This window comes from Fructilactobacillus fructivorans, from assembly GCF_000814735.1.
In the GTDB taxonomy this organism is placed as follows: domain Bacteria; phylum Bacillota; class Bacilli; order Lactobacillales; family Lactobacillaceae; genus Fructilactobacillus; species Fructilactobacillus fructivorans.
The window spans coordinates 80,017-105,444 of record NZ_JOJZ01000013.1 but is presented as its reverse complement, the minus strand read 5'-3'; the positions used below and the strand labels follow the sequence as shown (position 1 = coordinate 105,444).

Sequence of the window (25,428 nt, the reverse complement as noted above, 5' to 3'; positions counted from 1 at the left end):
ATGCACCTAGTAGGAGTCGAACCTACAACCTTCTGATTCGTAGTCAGACACTCTATCCAATTGCGCTATAGGTGCATAAAATATTTAGAAGTTCACTAATTACCAGCGAACAAATAATATTATACCAGAGACTAGCACTTTTGGTAAAGAAAAAATAAAAAAATAACTAGAAATATCTAGTTATTTTTACCACCACAATAAAATCGCCACAACTACGATGATTGTAACCACTAAAATTGAGATGTAGGTCCAATCATTTTTGAGATTCGAGCCATTCTTTACGTTAATGCGAATGTCATGACGCTTAGAAATGTGTTTTTTATTATTCAACTTTGGATCATCAATAATCTTAAGAAAGGTTTGTTGGGCTGATTTGCCCTTAGGATGCTTAAACTTAAAGTACTGTCCGTCCGGTTTAAGAAAGCTGCCGTCTACATCATCCTGCGCATATATATCAATGATATTGAGTAACTGCTTTTTCAGTTTAGGATCAAGAATTGGGGCCGCTAACTCAACCCGATTATCCATGTTCCTAGTCATTAAATCAGCCGACGAAATCCATAACTTAGAATCATCATTAGTAAAGAAACCGTAGATCCGACTGTGTTCCAAAAACTCACCAACAATACTTGAAACCACAATTTTTTCTTTCTTACCACAAATTCCTAACTTGAGACAACAAGCACCTCTAACTACCAATCGGAACGGTACCCCAACGCGAGCAGCATCATAGATAGCTGAAATAACTTCCACATCGGTTAAAGAATTAATTTTTAGAAAGACAGCACCTTTCCCAGTTTTTAGGTAACTTTCTTTCACTTCTTGAATTCCATCAATCACCTGATCCTGAATTTGGTGAGGAGATGCTGATAAAACTTGATAACTTGGTTGAGCGGCATCTGGAGCCTGTAAGTAATCAAAGAACTTGGATAAATCTCTGACATAATCATCTTTACTGGTAAAGAAGCTCAAATCAACAAATCCCTTGGCAGTTTGCATGTTATAGTTCCCAGTTCCAACCTGAATGTAACCTTGAGGATGCTCACCCTCTTTAGTTAAGACTAAACAAGTCTTACTGTGAACCTTCATGTCCTGCTTTCCAAAAATGACATGAACCCCAGCGTTCTTTAGCTTTTCAGTGACCTTTAAATTATTTTTCTCGTCAAACCGAGCTCTCAATTCAACCACTACGGTAGTTTTAATACCTTTTTGAGCAGCCTTAGCTAATAAATCGACCACTTCAGAATGCTTTGAAACCCGATATAGCGTTTGCTTAATGGCAACGGTCTTGGGACTCTCAACGGCTTCCTTTAAGAACTGTAAAAACTGACTAAAGGAATCATAAGGATACTGAATCAACAGATCCTTTTGATCTAGGTAAGCAAGCATTGATTCTGAATCAGACCAGGTCCGTGGATTGAATTTAGCATAACAATATTCAGGATAATCTGGGGAATACTTACTAACAATCTCAAAAAGATAAGTTAGATCAACGGGTCCAGGAATTTTAAAAATGGCATCTTCGCCAAGATTGAATTTGGAAATAAAATCACGCAAAAAGTCATCATCGGTATTACCATCAAATTCTTCAACTTCAAACCTAGTTACTTTCCCTTTCTCACGATCAACAAGGTACTGACGCATTCTAGAAATAGTCTCAAAATTATTATCTTCTTTTTCAACGTCTAAAGTAGCATCAAGATCACGGGTAACGCGAAAAACAACCGTACCTGTAATTTCTTTTCCATTAAATAACCGCTTTAAGTTGTGATTAATCAGGTCCTCTAACAAAATATAAGTATCAATCCCATTGGATTTTACTGGAACCAATCGATCAAATTTAAGTGGTACTGGAATAATCCGAATGACTTTTTTGTCGTCACCCTCAACTAATACTCCAATTGCAATTTGTTTATTGGAGAGAAATTTCAGAGTGTAATTCTTATCAAATTCCTTGAATGCCAGCTCTGGCTGAATGTTTTTAATAAAATATTGATTAGCTTTGTTTTTTTGTTTGTCGTCCAAATCTTCATATGATTTGATCGAACAAATATCCTTCTCTTTCAATTCACGATTAAGTTTATCGTAGTCATGATATTGAATCTGGAAGTTTTCATTATTGCGGGTATGAATCTGATTTAGAATCTGACTGTAGTGAAGGCCGGACTTTTTTTCGACCCCATTATCACTTAATTCCATCTGACTCTGAATACTTGGTACCCGAACACTATAAAATTCATCTAAATTGTTGGACCCAATTGCTAAAAATTTTAGTTTCTCTAGGAATGGTGTGACCGTCTCAGTAGCTAAATTAATCACTCTTCGATTAAATAATGTCCAGCTCAAATCCCTGTTATAGCATGAGTCAACATATTCTTCATTTCTTTTCATGTTATTTCAAATCCTTAATAAATGTGTGATAATCCATCTCCACTTGTTTCATATACTCATTTGCAAATTCAATAAATGACTTTTTGACCTTATCACTATTTTTCAAATAACCAATGATCATTGGAAAGGTTGGAGACTGACTGTGTGCCCGTGCCAACAAGATGACACAAACCAGCACGTAATCTTTAAATGCATCTAAGTCTAACTTGTTAAGGTTTACCGAACCCTTCATGTCCTTAAACTGACGTACGTAATAACTCTTGTTTTGGGTATTAAACCAACCCAAAAACGGATCCGACGCCGTTTGAAGGATCAATTGACAATCCACAATGTTCTCACCCAACGAATCGTTCTTGTTCATTCCAATTACATTATTTTTATAAATTGGAAGGGCCTGCTTAATCTGTAAGACCAGATAATTATTGTTAGCATCCTCCAATAATACCAAGAAGCATAGCGTCCCTACACTTCCGACACCAACACTATGTCTCACGATGTCCACAATTTGAAAATTGGAAAGAAAGAAACGAATATCACTTTTAGTATGATTGTAGTAACGATCAAGACCATCACTAATTTTTTGATAATCTTTCTTACCAATGTGAACCGTTACCGGTTCATTATCAATAAACTGCCGTTCACCATTTGGAAGCACCGTTGTATACTTCTCAACAGCGTAATCAGAAGTACTTCTAAGAGCTTTGTTAATGCTTTTAGCGGTGATTTTTTGAAACGACTTCTTAAAGTGTTTTTCGCCATCTTTCAGCGTACCAAAGATTTTAGAAATATTTCTAATTGAATTAGGAAGCGTAAGTTTATCCATGGCTGGAATTTCCGTCATTCTCACTAACGCACTGCGATAGGTATCAAGCACGTCCCTTAGAAACGGATTAACCTCATTTTCAATGTCAAATCCTTGTTGTTTAGCAACAAGCAAGGCACTTACCATAAAACGTAGAAGGTCATCCTCAAAATGGCCAACGTGCGATTCATCAAAATCATTTAAATCAAACAAAAGTTGGTGTTCTGGTGAACCATAAAAACCAAAGTTACCTAAATGCGCATCACCAGCAATCAGCAGATTAATGTCACTCATTGGAATACGCTCCAAGTCATGATTCATGAGTTCCACGCTTCCGCGATAAAATGAAAATGGATTCTTAGCCATTCGTTCACGCTTCAACCCCAGTAAACCACTTAGTAACAGCGAATCTCTTTCGGTTAAGATCGGTTTAATGTCTCGCTTTTTAGCTTTGAAATTTCGCATTGCTTCCATGTTGGCATCATTACTCATTTTTTCGCCAGCATGAATTAATTGATCATCGTTCATTGAAACGTCATTAAGTAAAGCACTGACGTTGTTCAGCCCGTAAGGCGACTTTTTCTCGAGTTTCATCTTGTTTCTCCTTGGATTCTAAATCTACGTCTGATCAATTATGTTGATTACGTTATTCATATTCTACACGTGACCTTAACGTTAAATCAACTTATTATGGATATCACAATATCAATTCAGTTCTATAGTAGCGCTGTTTCGGTGGCATTTCCAGTATAGAATTAATATTTTGAATAAAAAAGAGAGCTCCTAATATTAGGGCTCTCTCACTAAAATTCCAATATTTAAATGCCGGGGACCGGGATCGAACCGGTACGGTCATCACTGACCGCAGGATTTTAAGTCCTGTGCGTCTGCCAATTCCGCCACTCCGGCAGGATGATACCAAAAAAGCGGAAGACGGGATTCGAACCCGCGACCTCCACCATGGCAAGGTGGCGTTCTACCACTGAACTACTTCCGCATATGCCGACTATAGGATTCGAACCTACGACCTCTTCATTACTAGTGAAGCGCTCTAGCCAACTGAGCTAAGTCGGCAAAAAATCAATGCGGGCGAAGGGATTCGAACCCCCACGTCCTAAGACACTAGAACCTAAATCTAGCGCGTCTGCCAGTTCCGCCACGCCCGCATAATAAATGTGTTACTAGCAATGAGCCGTGGCGGGTTCGAACCGCCGACCCTCTGATTAAAAGTCAGATGCTCTACCAACTGAGCTAACGGCTCAAATGGAGGATACAGGGATCGAACCTGTGACCTCCTGCTTGTAAGGCAGATGCTCTCCCAGCTGAGCTAATCCTCCATTGATAGATATCACCCACATACTGTGTGATGACAACTATTATATAATATCATTTTGCAGTTTAAGCGTCAAGAACAAATTTGGCTAACCTACAATGATGATACTGTTTCTTCACGCCAGTCAGACAACAAATATTATTATACCAAAATGTCGCATTGATTTCTACTGATTTTGGTTAAAATTTCTCATTTTTAACAATTTTTTTCATTCCATGCATGTAAGGTTGCAAAACTTCTGGTACATTCACGGTTCCATCTTCATTTTGATAATTCTCTAAAATGGCAGCTACCGTTCTTCCAACTGCTAAGCCAGAACCATTCAGGGTATGAACATACTGAAGCTTCCCGTTCTCATCCCGATATTGAATGTGAGCCCTTCTTGCTTGAAAATCAAGGGTATTAGAGCAACTTGAAATCTCACGGTACCGATTCTGAGCTGGCATCCAAACTTCTAAGTCATGGGTCTCAGCGGCGGTAAAGCTCATGTCACTCGAAGTTAAAGTAATGACATGATACGGAATTCCGAGTTTTTGTAAGAGGGTCTCAGCTTGATGAGTAATTTCTTCCAAAGCATCCCATGATTCGTCTGGTTTAGTGAACTGCACCATCTCAACCTTATTGAATTGGTGTAAACGAATTAAGCCACGTGTATCCTTACCAGCACTCCCAGCTTCCGATCTGAAAGCTGGGGTTAATGCCGTAAACTTCACTGGTAGTTTTGCTTCAGGAATCACTTCATCACGGTAAAAGTTAACTAGCGGTACCTCAGCGGTTGGAATCATGGTTAAATCACTGTCTTTGATCTCAAAGCCGGCTTTGTTTTCTAAAAACTTAGGGAACTGTCCCGTTCCAAACATTGAATCAGAGTTCACCATGTAAGGAGGCAGCACTTCTGTGTAACCAGCCTCCGTATTTTGGTCCAAATAAAAGTTATAGACAGCCCGTTCCAACTGAGCTCCAGCCCCTAAGTAATATACAAATCGGCTTCCGGATACCTTGGCACTTCTTTTGAAGTCTAAAATATCTAGATTTTCACCAATTTCCCAGTGGGGTTTAGGCGTAAAATCAAACTTACGTGGCTCACCAATTCTTCTAAGTTCCTTGGACCCTTCTTCTGTGAGACTAACTGGAACTTCATCGGCAGGAACATTTGGTAAATGAGCTTCAATGTCATGTTGTTCAGCTTTAATTCCCTCTAATTTTTCATCAAGTTCTTTAATCTCCTTGCCAACTTCGCGCATTCGTTGAATTTGATCATCAGCATTTTCCTTGTTGCGCTTTAGCTGTGAGATCTTTTCGGAAACTTCATTTCGCTCCGCCTTTAATGATTCACTTTTGACAATCAGATCACGGCGTTCCGAATCTTTTCTTAGCAAATTATCAATCACTTCGCCAGGAACATTTCGCTCTGCCAACTTTCCCTTGTACCAATCTGGGTTACTTCTGATCAACTTCATATCTAACATTTCAATTTCCTCCCTTAAAAGACACAAAAAGACCTTCGTCATGTTGGGACGAAAGTCTTTTCGCGGTACCACCCAAGTTCCAATTAAGGCACTCGATTAATTAATAACGGTAATTGCCGTGCGGGATTAACCGCCCGAAACACGTGCTGGAATTTTCAAATGACAACTCTCACCAACGTCATCTCTCTGTGATTCTACTTAATAGGCACGTCACGTTTATTTATCAAACTAATTATACAATAATCTAAGAAATTATCCTAATACTTCTTGAACTTTATCAGAAAGAGTCTTTAAAACTTTTTCTCTAGCATTTGGATCCTCAACAAAATCATACTTATCACCATTAATTTTAATCTTCGGCGACAAATCATAATTTTTATACCAAGTCGCATATCGCTGATTTAATTCACGATAATACTCATATAAACTACTATCGTTGTCAATCTGTTCATAATCCCGTCCCCGCTTTTTGATTCTTTTCAGCATGGTACTAAACGAAATATCAATATAGATTAACAAATCAGGTGTCTTTTGGTACTTACCGCCAGGACTAGGCTCCATCATATTCTTTAACAAAGAGTCGTAGATTTGAACCTCAGTCTCAGTAGCTCGTCCTAAATCAGCATTTAAATGAAATAACAGTGAATCCTCAAAAATCGAACGATCCATTACACTGTACTTATTCGTGGAAGCTTCTTTAATACTATCCAAGCGTTTGTTCAAAAAATAAATTTGGAGTAAAAAGGCGTACTTCTTCGGATCTTTATAGAACAATGGAAGAATCTTATTATCATCGACGGACTCATAATAAGCTGGGGAGTTCAACCTCTCAGCGAGTAACGTCGTCAATGTCGTCTTCCCTGCTCCAATAGTTCCAGATAATACAATCATTTATTTAATCCCCTTAGACTAGTTTTAAAGAATTTGCACTTGTAATTGTACCATTTCAAAATCATGAATTTAAGATTTACTTTCATTCTTTTTAATTTCATCCGTGTAATCTTCCGATGGTGAGACATCCACTTTGTCCAACGGAATAATGTGAGTGTGATGAATGATCTTGTAACTAAAGTACAAAATAATTACAAGGGGAACACTCATATAAGTGACCGCAATTTCAAATAAGTTGAAGTGAGCGAAGGCTCCGATGTCTTGACCACAAATTACAACGATACACAAGAGTAGCGTAATAATCGGACCAACTGGGAACCAGGTCGCATGATACTTAAGCTCAGAAAGCTTATGACCCTGCTTTATAAAGGCCCTTCTAAATCGATAGTGTGATAAAGCAATTCCAAACCAAGCAATAAATCCAGTTAAGCCAGAAGCAGCCACTAACCACATGTAAATCTTGGATCCAAAAATACTAGTCATGAAGGTTAGAAGTGAAACTACCATGGTAGCTAGGAGTGCCAGAACCGGAATTCCACGTTTTGATACTTTACCGAAAATTTTAGGAGCATAACCTTCATCAGCCATCGAATAGAGCATTCTGGTAGAGGCATACATCCCTGAGTTAGCTGAAGAAATAACCGACGTTAAAATAACAGCGTTCATAATGCTGGCTGCCCCGGCTAGGCCAGCTCTTTCAAACACAATGGTGAAGGGGCTGATTGTAACATCCGAAGCACTCGATCCGAGTAGGTCATGACTAGTGTACGGAATGATGGCAGCAATTACAACGATTGCTAAAATATAGAATAAAATAATTCGCCAGAAAACTTCATGAATGGCCTTGGGAACCGTCTTTTGTGGGTCCTCTGATTCACCAGCAGTAATTCCAACTAATTCGGTTCCTTGAAATGAGAATCCGGCAATGACAAAGACGCTTAAAATCCCGGGAATTCCATTTACAAAGGGAGCTTGTTTATAAGTAAAGTTACGCATCCCAATGAAGTGACCACCCATAATTCCAAAGATGGTTAAGACCCCAACGGCAAGGAAAATAAAGATGGTAATCACTTTGATCAGTGACATCCAGAATTCCGTTTCACCAAACGCCTTTACTGATAAAATGTTAATCAATAAAATCAGTGATAACGCCGCCAGACTCCAGACCCAACTTGGAAAATGCGGAAGCCAAAATTGCATTACAATGGCCACCGTACTAACATCAACAGCTACGGTAATGGCCCAGTTAAACCAGTAATTCCAACCCATGGCAAATCCTAAAGCTGGGTCCACGTATTTAGCCGAATACGTTGCAAATGATCCAGAAACTGGCATATTAGTGGCCATCTCTCCTAAACTGGTCATTAAAAAGTACACCATGATTCCCATACATACATAAGCCACTAAGGCTCCACCGGGTCCAGCATTGTGAATGGCTCCACCACTAGTTACAAAAAGACCGGTTCCGATACAACCACCTAGGGCAATCATAGACACGTGTCTTGACTTTAGACCCCGCTTAACTTGTCCGTTTCCTTTTTTCTCAGACATAAATTCTCCTCCTAAATAATTAAGAAGATCCCTCGTAATAAAACGATAAATAAAAAGACCCTTTTGAATGATTTCCAAAAGAGTCCGTATTCTTACTAATCGTAATCTTAGAAAGCTCTCCGTGCGATTGCACGACAGTCCTTGATTTATTGAACCAAGACCCAACTAACCATTCACCACGTGATTAGTTTCGGCAACCCTTCCTTTCATAAGCCTTCGTTGATTTAGTAAATCTCCAGCTAATTACTAATAAAAGTCGCGCCTCTTCTTAGAATTTCATATTTAATTATAGTTAAATTATAAGTGATAAATTTTTGATTATCAATCAAATTTTCAAAATTAATAAATTGTATTTCGAAAAATTCGTTTGTTACTTAAACTTCTCGCCCATTTAACGTAACCATACTCACAAATCTGAAGCCAGGTGTAAGCAATCAAAGCGGCTCCAATTGTGTCAGACGGAAAGTGAGCGTTAAGATAAACCCTTGAAATCATTACCAAGAAAAGCACGATGACCAGGATCGTTCTGACAATCCAGCGTGTTGATTGGCGATTAATCATTGGTACCACAATAATCCATAACACACTAATCACTAAGAAAGCCCCTAGCACGTGACCACTGGGATAGCTAAAACCAGTGTCACCTGGCAAATGCATTGATGGTCTAGGTTTTGCCACAATGTGCTTAATAACAAACCCAACGGCGTCCCCTCCAAAGACTAGGACCAATGAAAAGAACGCGGGAACCTTGAATTTAAACCACCACAGAATAATAGCGATTATCAGGATCCAGACAATGTCCATTTTCGGACTCGCGACAAAACTAATTATTGAAAAAATGGTCTCCTCAAATGAAGAAGGATAACCTTGAATCGTTCCAATTAACATGGAATCTAAAAAACCAACGTAGCCAAAACTCATTTTGACTCCAATCGTTAAAATTAACGACAGGAGAAACGAAATGGTTAGTTTATACGGGCGACTAACGTCCCTTCCAATCATCATAAGTACAATTACCTCCAAGAATTCATATAAAAAAAGTATAACATAATATCAATCGCTCATTAGAGACAAGGACTAAATTACAGTCGTACTAATATGATATAATTACAACATGAATTTTATAGATTGGAGTCTTATGAATGATTCATAGTATTATTATCATGGTGCTCGTGGGAATCTTTGCGGGAGTACTTGGTGCCATCCTCGGTATTGGTGGTGGGATGATCATTACGCCCGTTTTAACCATTGGTTTTAACCTGGACATCAAATACGCCATTGGAGCTAGTATTATCGCGGTAATCGCAACTAGTTCGGGGGCCACCATCGCATATCTAAAAGATAACGTCTTAAATTTAAGGGTGGCCATGTTCTTAGAAATTGCCACTTCAATTGGTGCCGTGGCAGGAGCTCTATTAACGGGAGTAATTAATCCCATTTTTCTTTATATTTTATTTGGACTCCTGCTGTTTTTCTCTGGACTGAACATGATTAAAAAGATCTGGGGCAAACAGGTGCAGACTAACGCAACTAGTAATGATGCCATTGCGAAGAAGTTAAAACTAAATGGTTCATACTACGACAAGAATCTAAAGAAACAAGTTGATTATAAAGTTACCAACGTTCCCGCTGGTCTCACGATTATGTTTGGCGCCGGAATTGCCAGTGGATTACTCGGAATTGGATCAGGTGCCTTTAAGGTCATTGCCATGGATACTTTCATGAAAATGCCATTAAAACCATCTAGTTCAACCAGTAATTTAATGATGGGAGTAACCGCAGCAGCTAGTGCAACTATCTACTTTTTTAATGGTTCAATTCTGCCACAGATTGCGGTTCCGCTGGCACTCGGGATTATTCTAGGTGCTACGGTTGGTTCACGAGTAATGCAAATCATGCCTTCTAAGTTGATTCGAATTATTTTTATTCCGATCTTAATTTATCTAGGAGTGCAGATGATTCTTAAGGGATTCGGGGTGAACCTCCTATCATGAGTAATCAAAACAACGTAAAAAATAGTCAGTCGGAACAAAAAGCTGAAAATATCAGAATTGAACAATTAATTGGAAAAATCATGCGAATCGGGGTTATCATCTCCGTCATCATCATGCTTTTTGGATTGGTTCTATACATTGTTACCGGAACAACTGGATTTGGAAGTCACTATTACCTCACTTCCTTTGGTCAATTACTGAAGGGAATCATTTCGTTAAAACCATATTCGATTATGATGCTAGGTGTATTCGCTTTGATCCTCACACCAGTTCTGCGAGTAGTCGTTTCAATCTACTCTTTCTATAAAGAACATGATAAAATGTACGTCATTATTACTACGATTGTTTTTATCATTTTACTGATTAGTTTCTTCCTTGGAACTTTTCTTCATCTTTAAAACACAAAAACAGTTAGACATTAATGTCTAACTGTTTTTGTTTGGTCTAATTTAAATAATTTTCCATTCTGGTTAAACCTGTTTCTAAGTCATCTTTAGACGCAGCGTACGAAATCCGAATGTAATCCTTACCAGCTTTACCAAAGGCTGATCCTGGAATGACACCAACCTTCGCGTTCTGGGCCAAATCCTGAGCAAACTTAACGTCATCTTGCCCATACTCAGTGGGAATTTTAACAAAGATGTAGAAAGCTCCCGTTGGAGCAATTGGCTCAAGTCCCATGCCCTTTAACCGTGCGATGGCTTCATCCCGGTTCTTCTGGTATTCGTCACGCATCGGGAAAGCATCATCCATTCCATTACTTAAAGCTTCCAGCGCTCCGTACTGAGCTGGATCTGATGGAGATGAAACCAGGTAACCATGCATCTTATTGGCTTGGGTGATAAACTCAGCTGGACCCATTGTAAAACCTAACCGATAACCGGTCATTGCGTGCGATTTGGAAACTCCATTAATAACCACGGTTTGATCTGGCAAATACTCGGCCAATGAATGATGTTTGATTCCATAGGTCAATTCACTGTAGATCTCATCAGCAATTACAAAGATCGCATGTTGCTTCAAAACTGGCACTAGCGCTTGCAACTGTTCCGGTGTGTATTCTACCCCTGTAGGGTTGTTTGGGTAATTCAAGATTAAGGCCTTCGCGTTGGGATGCTTTGTAAGAACCGTTTCCAGTTCATCTGGGGTTAAAACAAAATCAGATTTTGCGGTGTTAATGAAAATCGGTTTTCCACCGGCGAAACGAACCAGGGACTCGTAAAGTGGATAGAACGGTGCTGGAATTAGCACTTCATCTCCAGGGTTAACCGTTGTAAAAACCGATGCAGCAATTGCTTCCGTTGCGCCCATATTAACCATAATTTCCGTATCGGGATCATAATGCAGATTGTATTTTTGACTCATAAAATGACTAATGGCGTCACGAAGCGGCTTAATTCCCTTGTGAGGAGAATAGTGTGAATGGTTGTCCGCAATGCTTTTCATCATGGCTTCTTTTACGTGTTCAGGAGTGTTAAACCCTGGTTCACCAACTGACAACATCACTAATCCATCAATGTCAGCAATCGACTCTGAGAAAGCACGAATGGCTGATGGTTGTAACTCAGTTAGATTTTGATTAAAACGATTTTGTAAGTTTTCATTTAAAGTAGGCATATTAATTTTCCTCATCATCTGAAGATCTAACGACTAAATTAAATCTCTTTTAACTAGTTCCTCACCAATTTCAACCGTGTTTAAGGCAGCTCCCTTTAATAAGTTATCAGCAACTACCCACATGTTATAAGCATTGTCATTTTCTTGATCTGGTCGCACCCTACCAACGTATGTATCTTCTTTGCCGGCAGCGTCAATTGGTTGTGGATAAAGTTGCTTCTTTGGATCATCTTTAAGCGTCACACCCGGTGCATCGTTTAAAATGCTTTGAATCTTTTCTCGACTAGCATCCTTAGCATCATCAACGGTGAAGTAAACTGACTCTCCATGACAAATTTCAACTGGAACTCGCACACAAGTTGCAGTAACCTTAATTGCTCCAGAATTCATGTCATTTAACATGATCTTCTTGGTTTCATGAATCATCTTCCACTCTTCGTGGGTGTAACCGTCTTTTTCAAAGACATCAATTTGAGGAAGTAGGTTAAATGCAAGTGGATAATGTTCTTTCTCACCCTTAACTGGGAAGATATGAGCATCCATTTTTTTACCGTCAAGGTGTTCTTGTGCCTCATCCCTTAACTCATCGAGTCCACTTTGACCAGCTCCAGAAGCAGCCTGATAGGTAGAAACAATGATTTGCTTTAAACCAAACTGTTTTCTAATTGGTTCTAGGGCAACCACCATTTGAATGGTAGAACAGTTGGGGTTAGCAATAATTCCATGATGATTTTCAAGTGCATCCGGGTTAACTTCCGGAACCACTAACGGGACGTCTGGATCCATCCGAAAGGCACTGGTATTATCGACCGCAACTGCACCCCGTTTAACGGCTTCTGGTAACAATTTCTTTGAAACGGCACCACCTGCTGAAGCAAGCACTAAGTCGACCCCATCAAAAGAATCGGGCGTAGCCTCTTCAACGGTCAAAACATCATCTCGATACTTTAACTTTTTTCCAGCTGAACGTTTGGAAGCTAATAACTTCAAACTCTTAACCGGGATATTTGATTCAGCTAACTTCTGCATGAGACGTGTTCCAACAGCACCTGTGGCACCTAAAATTGCTACATTATACTCTTTCATCACTAATTGCTCCTCTATAAAATATTTTCTAATCCAACCACTAAACCATTAACGTCATCGACTTTTTGAATGGCGACTTTTAACCCGTTCATAAACGAATCCCGGTCAAAAGAATCCTGACGAATCGTTAGGGCTTCGCCATCACCGCCAAATAAGACTTGTTCGTGAGCAACGTATCCTGGCAGTCGCACAGCATGAATTGGTACTCCATCATACTCAGCTCCACGAGCCCCCTTCAATGTTTCTTCGGTCTTCACTGGCTTGGGTTGTTCTTTTCTTCCCGCACTAATTAACTTAGCGGTGTTGATAGCAGTCCCTGACGGCGCATCCTTTTTATCCTGATGATGCATCTCAATAATCTCAGCATCCGTAAAGTATTGGGCCGCTTCTTTAGCAAATTTCATTAACAACACCGCCGAAATGCCAAAGTTAGGAGCGATAATGCCGCTCACGTCCTGATCCTCCGCAATTTTTTGTAACTCAGAAAGTTGATCGTCACTCAGACCACTAGTTCCGATCACAGGATGAATGCCATTTTCAAGGGCAAACTTGGTGTTAGGATAAGCTGCTTTAGGAACCGTAAAGTCCACCCAAACATCAATATCTTTGCCGTTAATCTGGTCAAAATTATTATATACGTGAACATCATCGGGTAGATTATGACTCTTAGGACTTAAATCCTCGGCCTTGGGATCATAGACTCCAACCAATTGAAACTCATCATTTTTTTCAATCATTTTAATGGCCTTCTGACCCATTGAACCACGAAAACCAGCTACTAATACTTTAATCATTTAAAATGTCTCCCAAAGAATTGACGTCTAGTGCTTGTGCCAACTCTTCTTTTTCATCCCGATTTAGGGTTGCAATTGGCAAACGACACCCACCAACGCTTAATCCATTAGCATTCAAAGCAGCCTTCGTTGGTGACGGTGATGGGAACATGAATAGGGCTTGCATTTTTGGCGTTAACCAACGCTGTAACTTTCCAGCTGCTTGGTAGTTTCCGTGGTCTAGGTCATCGTACATGGCTCTAAGTTGATCTCCGTAGACATGGGACGCAACCGAAATCACACCGTCGCCACCCAGCATCTTCGTAACTAATGCTTGGGGATCTTCTCCACTGTAAACAAGAAAGTCATCGGGAGTGTTTGAGATAATATATTCCATATCAGGGAGGGAACCACATTGCTTAATGCCAGCAATGTTATTGTACTCTGACAATTCAACCACCGTCTCTTTATCCATGTTTACTCCCGTACGACCAGGAATATTGTAAATGATAATAGGTTTATCGGAATGATCCGCCACATACTTAAAGTGCTCTTTCATGCCACGTTGGTTAGGCTTGTTGTAATAAGGAACAACTACGAGTCCGTAATCAATTCCATCTAACTGCATGACTTTTTGATTGAATTCAGCGGTTTGTTGCGTGTTATTAGAACCGGTGCCGGCGATCACAGGATACTTGTCACCAACGATCTTGCCAAATTCACCGTATAACTTTAATTTTTCGTCTTCCGATAACGTTGGTGTCTCACCAGTTGTTCCGCCAACCACAAATCCGTTGGTGCCTGTATCAATTAAGTGTTGAATCAACTTTTTCAGTCGTCCAATATCCACTTCCCCATCATCACTAAATGGTGTGACGATGGCCGTAAGTAAATCTGCTTTTTCTACCATAATATATAATCTCCTTAATTTGCTGCTTGCTGCATTCGGAAATTCAAAAATCCAATAATGGCGCTGCTGCCAATCTTAATTGCTGCTGGATTAGGAGTAAGCGTTGCCTCATGAAGTTGAGAATCGGGATCGCCAATGCCTAACCAGAACATTGTGCCAGGAATCTTAGATAGAAGATACCCAAAGTCTTCCCCGGTCATGGCTGGCATCGTGTTAATAAAATCAACGTCCGCTTGATTCTCCATGTAATTAATAAAATTACTGGTTAACTTTGGATTATTTTCAACCGGAAGATAACCACCCTGATTCAAGTCCAATTGAACCTTGCAATCGTAACTGGTAGCAATCCCATTGGCGACCTCTTTTAACCGTCGATCAATCAATTCAATCATTTTTTGTGTTAATCCTCGAATCGTTCCTTCAATGCGAGCATGGCCAGCGATGACATTCCGAATCGTTCCCGCTTCCATCTTTCCAAAGGTGACAACTCCACCTTCAATGGGATCAACACTCCGTGACACAATCGTTTGGACCTGATTAATAAACTGACTAGCGGCCACGATCATATCGTTGGCGTCCTGCGGATAAGCCGCATGACCACTCTTTCCCACTAGATCAACATTAACTTCAGTCGTCCCAGCGAAAAGGGTTCCCATCCGACAACCAATCGTACCAGCCGGTAACTGCGGATTGTCATGTAATCCATAAAACTCATCAGGACGCCACTTCCCGGTGAAAATGTCGTCTTCATAGGCAACCTTCCCACCATTTTCACTTTCTTCGGCCGGTTGGAAAAACATCAATAGGTTATCCTGAGGCTGATGCTGAGAGTAGTAATTTAGGATACTCAAAGCTACGGTCATATGAATATCATGTCCACATGCATGCATCACTCCTGCATGCTTAGACGCAAAGGGTAAATCGGTCTTTTCGCTAACGGGCAAAGCGTCAATATCAGTTCGATATCCAATTGTCCGTTCCGGCTTGGTTCCATGAACTAACACCAAGATGGCCGTTGGTAATTTTTTTGGCACCTCTATTTCCATGTAAGAAGTCGTCAACCCGTCAATCACATGCTTTAAATATTCGTGGGTTTCAAACTCATGCATGGCTAATTCAGGAATCTGATGAAGATGCCGATAAATTTTTAGTAAATCGTTATCACTCAACTTCGTTTCAGTCTTGGACACATCCATCACTTCCTTAAATCATCTTCGAGTTTTGTTTTGGACTTAGTCTGATTATCAATATCTTTGATCTTTTTAGCAGGAACTCCAGCTACCATTGTATTGGGTTCAACATCGTGTAATACGACGGATCCGGCAGCGATGACCGCTCCTTCACCAACATGGACACCCTCGATTACCACGGCATTTGCACCGACTAGGACGTTATCATCAATTCGAACTGGCTCGGCACTAGCGGGTTCAATTACACCCGCTAAAACGGCCCCAGCACCAATGTGACAGTGTTTACCAACAATGGCACGACCGCCAAGAATGGTTCCCATGTCAATCATAGAATCATCACCAATTTCGGCTCCGATGTTAATCAAGGCTCCCATCATGATAACCACATGTTTACCAATTACCACTTGATCCCGAATGATGGCACCTGGCTCAATTCGAGCATCTAGATTCTTGGTATCAAGGAGTGGCACGGCTGAATTTCGAGCATCACTTTCAATTTCATACTTACTAATTAACTTCTTGTTTTTCTTGAGAAATTTAGAGACGTTGGCCCAATCGCCAAAGATTACTCCCGTTTTATTCGTGGTAAAATTCTCAATTCCCTTAGGAAATTTAATTTTGCCTAGCTTACCCTTTAGGTAGACCTTAACTGGAGTCTTTTTATCTGACTCAGAAATAAATTTAATGATTGATTGTGCGTCTAATTGTGCCATGCTAATTCTCCTTTAATTTTGTATCTAACCGACTTAAGTCTGCGTAGCTCTCACGTTTAACCGCAATCTGAGATTTTCCATTCTCGACGAAAACCACGGCTGGTCGTGGATTGCGATTATAGTTAGAAGCCATCGAGTATCCGTAAGCACCAGTATTAAAAATAACGAATATGTCGCCAGGCTTGCTCTTAGGAATGGGCTGATTTTGAATTAAAATATCGCCCGATTCACAATACTTTCCAGCGATGCGAACATCCTCAACGGGTTTGCCATCAGCGTTGTTGGCAAGTGCACCTTCATAATCAGCTTCATACAAAGCTGGCCGAATGTTATCGCCCATCCCACCGTCTACAGCAACGTAGGACTTAATTCCAGGAACATCCTTTCTAGAGCCAATGGTGTACAAGCTATAACCAGCGGTACCAACGATCGAGCGTCCTGGTTCAATCCAAATTGCGGGTGTCGGCAAATTATATGATTTCGTCTTCTGTTTAATCTCATCTACGATCGCCGATACAAATTCCTCTGGTGCAACCGGATGCTCTTCGTCAGTGTACTGAATTCCAAATCCCCCACCAACATTAACAACCTTAGCAGTGTAACCAAAGTCATCGTGCCAGTGTTTCATCACATCCACTAATTTATCGGCAGCTCCCACAAAACCCTTCGTCGAAAAGATCTGAGAGCCAATATAGGCATGAACACCCTTCATGTTCATTCGCTTTTCCTTTAAGACCCGTTGAAGTGCTTCATCGGCTTGACCTGAACCAAGGTCAAACCCAAATTTACTGTCGACTTGACCCGTCTGGATATACTCATGGGTGTGAGCTGAGATCCCTGGAGTAATTCGTAACATCACATCAATATTGGCATTTTGTTCCTCTAAAACGTCGTGTAATAAGTCGATCTCATGGAAATTATCCAACATGATCGTCCCTACCCCGTTTTTCACGGCCATCTCTAATTCATCCTTTGACTTATTATTGCCGTGAAAACTCACGCGATTCATCGGAAAATCAGCTTGAAGAGCCGTAAACAACTCGCCACCAGAAACAACGTCGATCCCAGCCCCTTCTTGCTTCACAATCTGATACATTCCGATCGTGGCAAAGGCTTTACTAGCATAATTCACCGAGTAATCGACGTGGCGTTCTTCAAACACTTGTTTAAATTTTCTGATCTGACTTCTGATCTGAGTAACGTCATAAACTTCTAAAGGTGTTCCGTATTCCTTTGCCAAATCACTGGCTTTAATACCGCCAATGTACAAATCATGATCCCTAATATCCTGCTTATCAATAACCGACTTCATCATCGCACCTCTTAAATAATTTATAAAAAAAGATCTCTTTGCTCAGGAGTTGAACAAAAAGATCTAAAAATAATTCGTTTGACATTATTTGATCAAATATTCTTGAATAGCTCCCCGCAGAATATCTGCGACAGTCCGCAATTTATTAAATCACGTCCCAGCAACCATGTCCCTACTCTGGCATAGTGCTTCGGCAAGCAACCCTTTCACTAAGTTCATTAACGAGTAACATCTCCGTTAGCTAATCTTGTTGTCTGCAACCTCTATTTGAATTTGTTAAGAATATACCCCATTTCCACCAATTCGTCAATTGATATAACTTAATTAATAATTATTTCACATATATTTTGTTAATGCGATTGATAAATCTAAAAATAATGCTACAATTCAACTTAATTAAATTCTTAAGGATGAGTAATTCATGAAAGTAACTAAGTTTGGTGGTAGTTCGCTAGCCAACGGACCCCAATTTCAAAAGGTAATCAACATTATTAAATCAGATCCCGATCGCAGAGCCATCGTGGTTTCCGCCCCTGGAACCCGCTTCAAGGGTGACATTAAGGTGACAGACCTATTGATTGAGTACGCCAACCAGGTCATTAATCACGAAGATTTCTCCGATACCCTCAATCAGATTATTGATCGATACCAAGAAATCGGCCGTTCATTTCACGTTGATGAGCAACAGATTAATCAACTGGTTACGCAATTAAATGATTTACCCAACCAATCGTTTCCGGATACTGCACACTTGATGAGTACTTTTAAGGCTCAAGGTGAGTTCATGAATGCTCAGATGTTAACCATGATTTTAAATCAGCTTGAAATTCCCGCCAAATTCATGGATCCCAAGCAGATCGGTTTCAAAGTCACTGGTAACGTTGAAGACGCTCAAATTAACCCAGCCACTTATGAAAACATCCGCAAGTTTCGTGACGTAAAAGAAAAAATGGTTTTTCCTGGCTTTTTCGGTATCAATGATGACAACCAAATCGCCACCTTTTCGCGAGGTGGATCTGACATTACTGGTTCAATCGTTGCCAGAGGACTTCAGGCTGACTTGTACGAAAACTTTACCGATGTGAACGCGATTTATTCGGTCGATCCACGGGTGGTTAAGAATCCGAAAGCCATTGACGTAATGACCTATCGGGAAATGCGAGAACTTTCATATGCCGGCTTCTCGGTCTTTCATGATGAGGCAATCATTCCAGCCATTCAGGTTGGCATCCCGATCAACGTCAAAAACACGTCGGCCCCTGACCTTCCAGGAACGATGATCGTTCCCGAAAATAAATTTCAACCTACGAGAGTGATTACCGGCGTGGCGAGTGCCAAACACTTCTCAGCCCTTTACATTCATCGTTACTTACTTAATAAGCAGGTTGGATTTACCCTTACCATCCTAAAGATTCTGTATAAGTACGGTGTTTCATACGAACACATGCCTTCCGGGATCGATGATTTGACCATCATTTTTGATAAGACACAACTAAATGATCACATCGTAAAAGAAATTACCAAGGAAATTAAGGCTGCCCTTCATCCCGATCAACTTCGCTGGATTAACGACTATGCCATCATCATGATCGTTGGGGAGGGCATGCAATCTGACAATCACACTATCGAAAAAATCATTCGCCCACTAACGGATAACGAGATCTCCATTCACATGATTAATGAAGGGGCCTCTAAAATTTCAGTGATGCTCGGAACCGATATTAAGGATTCAGACAAAGCGGTTAAATTAATATATCGCAACTTTTTCGATAATAACCGACTAATTTACTAGGAGAAAAAACAATGGCTAATTTACTTAAAGTCCACGGATCAGAGAACCAATTCTTTATACTGGATCAAACCACCCTACACCAAAAGTTAAATGATAATGAATTAAAACAACTAGCACAAACCATCGCTGACCCTAAAAATAACGTCTTAAATGGTGCAGACGGACTTCTGGTGGTCGATTCATCCAGTCATCCAGGTGCTCTTGGTAAAATGCGGGTCTTTAACGCCGATGGCAGTGAGGCTTCCATGTGTGGTAACGGACTCCGAACGGTATCCCGATATCTCGCTCAAAAGTTCAATCAAACGCATTTTAAAGTAGAAACCAACGATGCCGATCTTGACGTTCAAAGGGAAGCTGACATTGTTGAGGGCATTCCAGCATTTAGTGTTCAAATCTCCCCCATTTCATTCGATGGTAAAAGTCTCCCGTTAGAAAATCTCAAAACCCCGCTAATTGATCAGCCAGTTGACGATTTTATTTCTGGATTAGAGTATTCGGCTGTTGCCGTTCCTAATCCCCATCTCATTAGCTTCATGGGGATGGATCAAGTTAAGTCTGACGATCTTGTCCATCTCGGAACCATGTTAAACAAAAAAAATCCATACTTTACCGACGGCGTCAACGTGAGTTTTGCAAACGTTATGGATGAAAATGAGTTATTCGTGCGGACCTTTGAACGTGGTGTCGGTCTGACCAATGCATGTGGAACTGGAATGACTGCCACTAGCCTCATCTATGAAATTCTTACCCATGATGGCGACTTTGATGAGTTAGTTAACGTCTACAATCCTGGTGGGATGGTGAGAACTCACATCAAGCGGACAGGAGATCAGTATGAACTTCACCTAATTGGAAATGCCACCTTCACTAACAAGTTAACCATTAGTGAAGATGATCTTCACAATTCCAACCTTAACCAGATTCAAATTTCTGACACTGGTGAGGAACGTGATTACCAGAATTTTATTAAACAACTTCAAACTAACTAAAAATATCCTCATTGACAAAAATCAATGAGGATATTTTTTAGTTTAGGGTTAGGAAACAAAACTTTTTAAAAGATGCGTAACGTGAAAGAAAAGTTGAATGGCCAACTCAGCAAGTAAAAAGCCGATTGCCAAAGCACCAGCAATCATCGCCACCTGCATCAAGTAAACAAAGGCTAGGTGCGTGTTTCCAGTCGCAATATACTTCATCACCTCATAAGCCTGTCCTCCCGGAACCAACGGTACCAAGGCAGGAATATTAAAAACGATGATCGGCATTTTCTTGTATCTTGCAGCCAACATTCCAAGGATCCCAATCGTGAAAGCCCCAAAGACGTTTCCACCAACGTAACCACCAAAGATCGAATTGTAGGTTAAATAAACTAGGTAACTGGCCACCCCAACAAGACCACCCAAATTAAGTGCGCGTGGTGGAACGTTGATTAATATCGCAAAACAAAGGGTTGCTACGTAGACCCCGATAACTTTAACTAAGAATTCGATATCCAACCCTCCTATCCAAACCATTTCAAGGCCAATGCTACACCAAAACCAAGCGCACAGGCACCCATAATGGCTTCCATGGCACGAGCTGGCCCACTAACAAGGTTTCCTGACATAAGATCTCGAACCGCATTAGTAATCTGAACTCCAGGAACTAGAGGCATTACACCTCCGATGATCATATTATCAACCCCACTGCCAAGTCCTAATTTACGCGCTAACATGGCCAACATTCCAATGGAAATGGCAGCCGTAAACTCATTAATAAACTCCACCTTCACAATGCGGTTCAGGTAATCAAAGATAATCCATCCCAGCATCCCAATCACACAGGTAATAAAAAACACGGAATAATCTCCCCGAAAGACCACCTCAATTGACCCCGATAGAATTGCTGCGGATAATATTTTCATCCAGTACGGAAAATATGTATCCAGGTCACTTACGTGTTGTAACTCCTGATAAAATTGCTCTAGGGTGGTTTTATGCTCAGCAAAGCGTCTGGATAGGTCATTTACGGCCGTGATTTTACGGAGATCAAAGGCTCGTTTATCAATCTCAGTAATTTGTGTTTCTGAATTATCGTTAACGGAGATCATGATCCCCGTAATTGTAATGTAAGTCTTCAAGTTTGGCATGCCGGCGTTTCTAGCAATTCGTTTGATGGTATCGTTGACACGGGTCATTTCAGAACCATTCTCAATCATGATTTTACCAGCCAACATACAGGTTTTAATGACCAAATCACTATAGTTACGAAAGCGAGAATCCGGATCTAACTGATTTTTCCCAAACATTCGACTCACCCCTTTTCTTTAATATTTCTAGCATATCAAAATATCCCCCAAAAATCTCAAAGAGTTACCATAGTAAAAAATTATTTTACGAATGGTAGCGAGACAGATATAATTAAATTAGATTTGTAATGGTATCGCATAGGAGGAAAAATATGAGTGATAATGTAAAGTTTAATGATTTAAGTGAACAGGCTCAACAAAAGGTTGTTAACGATTTTGTTCCTTTTTATATCCAATTATTCAGAAACAACAACTTGGAAGTTATGAGTACATTTGACGGCGAATCTGGCGTCATTGCCGACCTTAACCGTGAAATTGTAACCGTAAGTAATAATAGTCCACGTGATATTGTGGCTGACGTCATCAAGTTCGACTATGATGACTTCGCTAGTCTATTAAGTAAGTTAAGTCAGACTTACTTCGAAAATGGTAATCCTACCGTCGATTGGTCAGAATGGTACGTTAACGCAACTAATAAGTTAGATCCTGACAATACTTTATAGTTCACTCTAATTCATTAAAAAAGCTTCTATCCTACATGGATAGAAGCTTTTTTTAGATGTCTTTTCCATTATCATAAAATAAATCATCGTGGCGACCCCGATCGACTTCTGGTTGAATCGTAACGTGGTCAATGTGATATTTTCCCTTTAATAATTTATTAATTTGATCATAAATTAATTGAACTTGACTAAGTGGCATATCCTTCATGTTGACATGAGCTGAAAAGACAATGCTATTCTCGTCAACCATCATGGCGTGAACGTGATGAACACTAGTCACACCGTTGATTTTAAGCAAATCCTTTTTAATGGCAGCGTAATTAAGATTGGGAGCACATTCCATTAGAATGCCAACCGTTTTCTTAATGATAGGCCAGCTTTCCCACATGATGTACAAAGCCACCAAAATCGTTATGATCGGATCCACAATCGTCCAGTTAAAAAATGAGATTAAGATCCCACCAAAGATGATTCCAAGTGAGGACAATGAATCACTTAGAAGATGAAGATAGGTCGCTTTCATGTTTAAATTGTGTTTGGCTCCCTTGTTAAGCAGAAACGCTGAAACAAAGTTAGCAATGGTTCCCACAATCGCAACTCCCAGCATCACTGGGCCATCAATGGTTTCTGGATGTGAGATTCGACTAATCGCTTCAATAATTAAAAAAATGGAAATCAAGATCAAAAACAATGAATTGAGAAAGGCCGAAATGATTTCAGCTCGTTTAAATCCATACGTATTCTGCTTGGTTTGCTGTTTTTTACTAATCCGATGAGCAATATAGCTCAATACAATTGAAATGGAATCTCCCAGATTATGGAATGCATCTGAAAGAAGTGATAAGCTTCCAGAAAAAATTCCCCCTAAAAATTCAAGGATCGTAATAACTGCATTTAATACCGTGACTTCGAAAAATCTCATTCCAGATAATTGATCATTATTCATAATCTTTCTCCTTTATTTCGATTTATATTAAAAAATACTACCTGTGTAATGACTTTCTGGCATCTTAGAAAAGTCATAAGCCTGAAGCTGCTCCCCGTTTCTAAGGTAAGCATGCAAACTTTCTGAAATCATCAAATTTAATGGTTCATCCTTTTGTTGAAAAACAACCACTGGTTTGCCCATCTGAACGCCAGCACCGATTTCATAAGCAGTTCCACTGTCAACATTATCACCAACAAAGTCGACCACAGCAACTACCACTTTGGCAGCTGCTAGGTTTTCCATGTCACGATGATAAATCTCGTTTGCCCATGGCAGAGTAAACTGTTCATTTTCGGCATCTTGATGTTTCCGTGGGGAATAAAAATCGGTAACCGTTGGGTTTGCTTCTAACGCTTTTTCAACGACTTCAATTCTTTGAATCTGTTCGTCACTGAAAAAGGGACTTGCTAAATAGATTTGGGCCATGTTAATTCTCCTTGTCTCTGTCTAATCTTCTACCATTCGCCATTCGCCTTCACCGGCTTTTGAAATTAAATTTAAAAAGTGCAGTGCTTCAAGGGCTTGACTTTGATCGTGTTTGTTTAAAGCATTCAAACCTGCTCCCGTGTTAATGGGACGTGAGAGATCAAACTGGCCGTTTTTGCCAGATTGACCCTCTGCCATTGCTACCACAACTTCTCCACTGTCAACCTTAGTAACAATAAAAAAGATGGTAAAATCATCGTCTTTTTTCATATATGCGGGCATTGCCCAGATATCATCTGCAATCTGCTGCATTTCGTATTCTTTGAACTTATAATCGAGATGATTTTTTTCGGTCACCGGATTCTTAAGCACAAACATCATCTTATCAAACGGCTTTTCACCTAACTGAATGTTGTCTTCCATTCGACCATACTCCTTACTATTTTAATTTAATTGTAGCAAACTTTAAAAAAATTACATACTAGTTTTTAGAAATCAACCCTTGCATATCATCGGGGACTTTGGCTTTAAAATTCAACTGTTGCTTTTGAAATGGATCAAAAAAAGAAATGAATGATGCATGCAAAGCCTGACGGCTAATCCCTTGGTCCATGGGACCTTGATACAATTGATCACCTAAAAGCCGATGATTAATGGATGTCATGTGAACCCGAATCTGGTGGGTTCTGCCAGTGTGAAGCTTAATCTCAAGTAATGAATAGTCAGAAAATTCCTCTTTTACCCAGTACTCCGTCTGAGCTGACTGTCCGTTTGGCGTCACTTGGCGTGCAAAGTCATTTCCGATCCTACCAATCGGCTGGTCAATCATCCCGTGCTGATGATCCATTTTTCCAACCACCAGTGCTAAATATCGTTTATCAATTTGGTGCTGATTAAGTTCCATGTTTGCATAACTATTAGCCAACCGATTCTTAGCGACAAGAACCACCCCACTCGTAAACCGATCTAACCGGGTAATAATATGGGGCTTTAAGTTGACCGCTTTTTCTTTCACTAAATGACCCTTAATCCGATTCACTAACGTATCGTCTTGATTACTTGGACCAGGAACTGACGTTAACCCAGCCTCCTTGTTGACAACCAGCCAATTATCATCCTCATAAATCACTTTAATTGGCTGAAAACTCGTTATGATTCGTGGATCTGATGGCTCACTAGGAAAATGAACGGAGACCAAGTCGCCAAAATTAACGGTCCCATCTGGATCAACTCGCTTACCATTAATTTCTAAAGGATGACTTTGTCGTTTCAGGTCGGCATACATCCGATGACTAATTCCTTGTTGGGTTAAAAAGGCTTTTAGCGACAAGGGATGGTGGTTTTCACTTTTAAAATCGACTTTCATGATTTCCTCCTCCAGACAAAATAAATAAGGCAGT

General features: G+C 40.1%; 24 protein-coding genes, 7 tRNA genes and 2 riboswitches. Of the genes, 5 read left to right on the top strand and 26 right to left on the bottom strand.

The window, feature by feature from the left end:
- Window position 1: 1 nt before the first annotated feature.
- From LfDm3_RS03525 to LfDm3_RS03465, 13 genes are all read right to left on the bottom strand, one after another.
- Window positions 2-75: transfer RNA gene (locus LfDm3_RS03525), tRNA-Arg, on the bottom strand.
- Between the two features lie 111 nt (window positions 76-186).
- Window positions 187-2,346 carry a polyphosphate kinase 1 gene (gene ppk1 / locus LfDm3_RS03520; protein WP_263640270.1) on the bottom strand — a complete coding sequence of 720 codons (2,160 nt, stop codon included), beginning with the start codon at window positions 2,344-2,346 and terminating at the stop codon, window positions 187-189.
- Between the two features lie 46 nt (window positions 2,347-2,392).
- Window positions 2,393-3,787, bottom strand: coding sequence for a DUF2252 domain-containing protein (locus tag LfDm3_RS03515; protein ID WP_039144157.1), 1,395 nt, complete (start codon window positions 3,785-3,787; stop codon window positions 2,393-2,395).
- Between the two features lie 229 nt (window positions 3,788-4,016).
- Window positions 4,017-4,102: transfer RNA gene (locus LfDm3_RS03510), tRNA-Leu, on the bottom strand.
- Between the two features lie 16 nt (window positions 4,103-4,118).
- Window positions 4,119-4,190 (bottom strand) — tRNA-Gly (locus tag LfDm3_RS03505).
- A gap of 3 nt (window positions 4,191-4,193) precedes the next feature.
- Window positions 4,194-4,267, bottom strand: a tRNA-Thr gene (locus LfDm3_RS03500).
- Window positions 4,268-4,277: 10 nt separating this feature from the next.
- Window positions 4,278-4,359, bottom strand: a tRNA-Leu gene (locus LfDm3_RS03495).
- A 22-nt stretch (window positions 4,360-4,381) separates the two neighbouring features.
- Window positions 4,382-4,454: transfer RNA gene (locus LfDm3_RS03490), tRNA-Lys, on the bottom strand.
- A 3-nt stretch (window positions 4,455-4,457) separates the two neighbouring features.
- Window positions 4,458-4,530 (bottom strand) — tRNA-Val (locus LfDm3_RS03485).
- Between the two features lie 175 nt (window positions 4,531-4,705).
- Window positions 4,706-5,995, bottom strand: coding sequence for a serine--tRNA ligase (serS, locus tag LfDm3_RS03480; RefSeq protein ID WP_039144155.1), 1,290 nt, complete (start codon window positions 5,993-5,995; stop codon window positions 4,706-4,708).
- Between the two features lie 252 nt (window positions 5,996-6,247).
- Window positions 6,248-6,886 carry a deoxynucleoside kinase gene (locus tag LfDm3_RS03475; protein ID WP_039144154.1) on the bottom strand — a complete coding sequence of 213 codons (639 nt, stop codon included), beginning with the start codon at window positions 6,884-6,886 and terminating at the stop codon, window positions 6,248-6,250.
- A 69-nt stretch (window positions 6,887-6,955) separates the two neighbouring features.
- Window positions 6,956-8,437 carry an amino acid permease gene (locus LfDm3_RS03470; protein ID WP_039144153.1) on the bottom strand — a complete coding sequence of 494 codons (1,482 nt, stop codon included), beginning with the start codon at window positions 8,435-8,437 and terminating at the stop codon, window positions 6,956-6,958.
- A 104-nt stretch (window positions 8,438-8,541) separates the two neighbouring features.
- Window positions 8,542-8,712: riboswitch (Lysine riboswitch) on the bottom strand.
- A gap of 64 nt (window positions 8,713-8,776) precedes the next feature.
- Entirely contained in the window at window positions 8,777-9,442 is a 666-nt protein-coding gene (locus tag LfDm3_RS03465; RefSeq protein WP_039144151.1) for a phosphatase PAP2 family protein, read from the bottom strand.
- A 137-nt stretch (window positions 9,443-9,579) separates the two neighbouring features.
- Between LfDm3_RS03465 and LfDm3_RS03460 the strand changes: the two genes are divergently transcribed.
- Together LfDm3_RS03460 and LfDm3_RS03455 are read left to right on the top strand one after the other, a co-directional pair.
- Entirely contained in the window at window positions 9,580-10,431 is an 852-nt protein-coding gene (locus tag LfDm3_RS03460; RefSeq protein ID WP_039144150.1) for a sulfite exporter TauE/SafE family protein, read from the top strand.
- Window positions 10,428-10,829, top strand: a complete 402-nt coding sequence (locus LfDm3_RS03455) for a DUF1634 domain-containing protein (protein WP_039144148.1) — start codon at window positions 10,428-10,430, stop codon at window positions 10,827-10,829. The genes LfDm3_RS03460 and LfDm3_RS03455 overlap by 4 nt, the downstream gene beginning before the upstream one ends.
- 46 nt (window positions 10,830-10,875) lie before the next feature.
- On the opposite strand, the gene LfDm3_RS03450 is transcribed toward LfDm3_RS03455, so the two are convergent.
- The 7 genes from LfDm3_RS03450 to lysA are packed head-to-tail and all read right to left on the bottom strand — an operon-like array spanning window position 10,876 to window position 18,035.
- Complete coding sequence (locus LfDm3_RS03450) at window positions 10,876-12,048, bottom strand: aminotransferase class I/II-fold pyridoxal phosphate-dependent enzyme (protein WP_039144146.1); 1,173 nt, start codon at window positions 12,046-12,048, stop codon at window positions 10,876-10,878.
- Between the two features lie 33 nt (window positions 12,049-12,081).
- The gene (locus tag LfDm3_RS03445) at window positions 12,082-13,137 is read right to left on the bottom strand and encodes an aspartate-semialdehyde dehydrogenase (protein WP_039144144.1); all 1,056 of its coding nucleotides are present in this window, start codon (window positions 13,135-13,137) and stop codon (window positions 12,082-12,084) included.
- A gap of 11 nt (window positions 13,138-13,148) precedes the next feature.
- A complete protein-coding gene (dapB, locus tag LfDm3_RS03440; protein WP_039144143.1) occupies window positions 13,149-13,928 on the bottom strand; it encodes a 4-hydroxy-tetrahydrodipicolinate reductase in 780 nt (259 codons plus the stop codon).
- Window positions 13,921-14,817, bottom strand: coding sequence for a 4-hydroxy-tetrahydrodipicolinate synthase (gene dapA / locus LfDm3_RS03435; RefSeq protein ID WP_082019960.1), 897 nt, complete (start codon window positions 14,815-14,817; stop codon window positions 13,921-13,923). The genes dapB and dapA overlap by 8 nt, the downstream gene beginning before the upstream one ends.
- Window positions 14,818-14,831: 14 nt before the next feature.
- Window positions 14,832-16,013: an N-acetyldiaminopimelate deacetylase gene (locus LfDm3_RS03430; protein WP_039144141.1), complete on the bottom strand. Its 1,182-nt coding sequence runs from the start codon at window positions 16,011-16,013 to the stop codon at window positions 14,832-14,834.
- Complete coding sequence (gene dapD, locus LfDm3_RS03425; RefSeq protein WP_010022676.1) at window positions 16,013-16,720, bottom strand: 2,3,4,5-tetrahydropyridine-2,6-dicarboxylate N-acetyltransferase; 708 nt, start codon at window positions 16,718-16,720, stop codon at window positions 16,013-16,015. Before dapD ends, LfDm3_RS03430 begins: the two co-directional genes overlap by 1 nt.
- Before the next feature lies 1 nt (window position 16,721).
- Entirely contained in the window at window positions 16,722-18,035 is a 1,314-nt protein-coding gene (lysA, locus tag LfDm3_RS03420; protein WP_156112349.1) for a diaminopimelate decarboxylase, read from the bottom strand.
- Window positions 18,036-18,131: 96 nt separating this feature from the next.
- Window positions 18,132-18,306: riboswitch (Lysine riboswitch) on the bottom strand.
- A gap of 147 nt (window positions 18,307-18,453) precedes the next feature.
- On the opposite strand from lysA, the gene LfDm3_RS03415 reads away from it, so the two are divergent.
- Together LfDm3_RS03415 and dapF are read left to right on the top strand one after the other, a co-directional pair.
- A complete protein-coding gene (locus tag LfDm3_RS03415) occupies window positions 18,454-19,824 on the top strand; it encodes an aspartate kinase (RefSeq protein ID WP_039144138.1) in 1,371 nt (456 codons plus the stop codon).
- 11 nt (window positions 19,825-19,835) lie between these two features.
- A complete protein-coding gene (dapF, locus tag LfDm3_RS03410) occupies window positions 19,836-20,813 on the top strand; it encodes a diaminopimelate epimerase (RefSeq protein WP_039144136.1) in 978 nt (325 codons plus the stop codon).
- Window positions 20,814-20,861: 48 nt separating this feature from the next.
- Here the strand turns inward: dapF and LfDm3_RS03405 are convergent, their stop codons facing one another.
- The gene (locus tag LfDm3_RS03405) at window positions 20,862-21,320 is read right to left on the bottom strand and encodes a threonine/serine exporter family protein (protein WP_052236601.1); all 459 of its coding nucleotides are present in this window, start codon (window positions 21,318-21,320) and stop codon (window positions 20,862-20,864) included.
- 5 nt (window positions 21,321-21,325) lie between these two features.
- The gene (locus tag LfDm3_RS03400) at window positions 21,326-22,111 is read right to left on the bottom strand and encodes a threonine/serine exporter family protein (RefSeq protein ID WP_010022670.1); all 786 of its coding nucleotides are present in this window, start codon (window positions 22,109-22,111) and stop codon (window positions 21,326-21,328) included.
- A gap of 152 nt (window positions 22,112-22,263) precedes the next feature.
- Between LfDm3_RS03400 and LfDm3_RS03395 the strand changes: the two genes are divergently transcribed.
- Complete coding sequence (locus LfDm3_RS03395; protein WP_010022669.1) at window positions 22,264-22,614, top strand: hypothetical protein; 351 nt, start codon at window positions 22,264-22,266, stop codon at window positions 22,612-22,614.
- A 52-nt stretch (window positions 22,615-22,666) separates the two neighbouring features.
- Here LfDm3_RS03395 and LfDm3_RS03390 read toward each other — a convergent pair whose 3' ends face one another.
- From LfDm3_RS03390 to LfDm3_RS03375, 4 genes are read right to left on the bottom strand one after another with little or no spacing between them, the layout of a single operon-like run.
- Window positions 22,667-23,560 (bottom strand): cation diffusion facilitator family transporter, encoded by an 894-nt coding sequence (locus LfDm3_RS03390; protein ID WP_039144132.1) that lies wholly within the window; start codon window positions 23,558-23,560, stop codon window positions 22,667-22,669.
- 27 nt (window positions 23,561-23,587) lie between these two features.
- On the bottom strand, window positions 23,588-24,028 hold the full coding sequence (locus tag LfDm3_RS03385; protein ID WP_010022667.1) for a nucleoside 2-deoxyribosyltransferase: 441 nt from the start codon (window positions 24,026-24,028) through the stop codon (window positions 23,588-23,590).
- Window positions 24,029-24,049: 21 nt separating this feature from the next.
- Window positions 24,050-24,451, bottom strand: coding sequence for a hypothetical protein (locus LfDm3_RS03380; protein ID WP_039144128.1), 402 nt, complete (start codon window positions 24,449-24,451; stop codon window positions 24,050-24,052).
- A gap of 58 nt (window positions 24,452-24,509) precedes the next feature.
- Window positions 24,510-25,394, bottom strand: a complete 885-nt coding sequence (locus LfDm3_RS03375; RefSeq protein ID WP_039144126.1) for an RluA family pseudouridine synthase — start codon at window positions 25,392-25,394, stop codon at window positions 24,510-24,512.
- Between the last annotated feature and the right edge of the window lie 34 nt (window positions 25,395-25,428).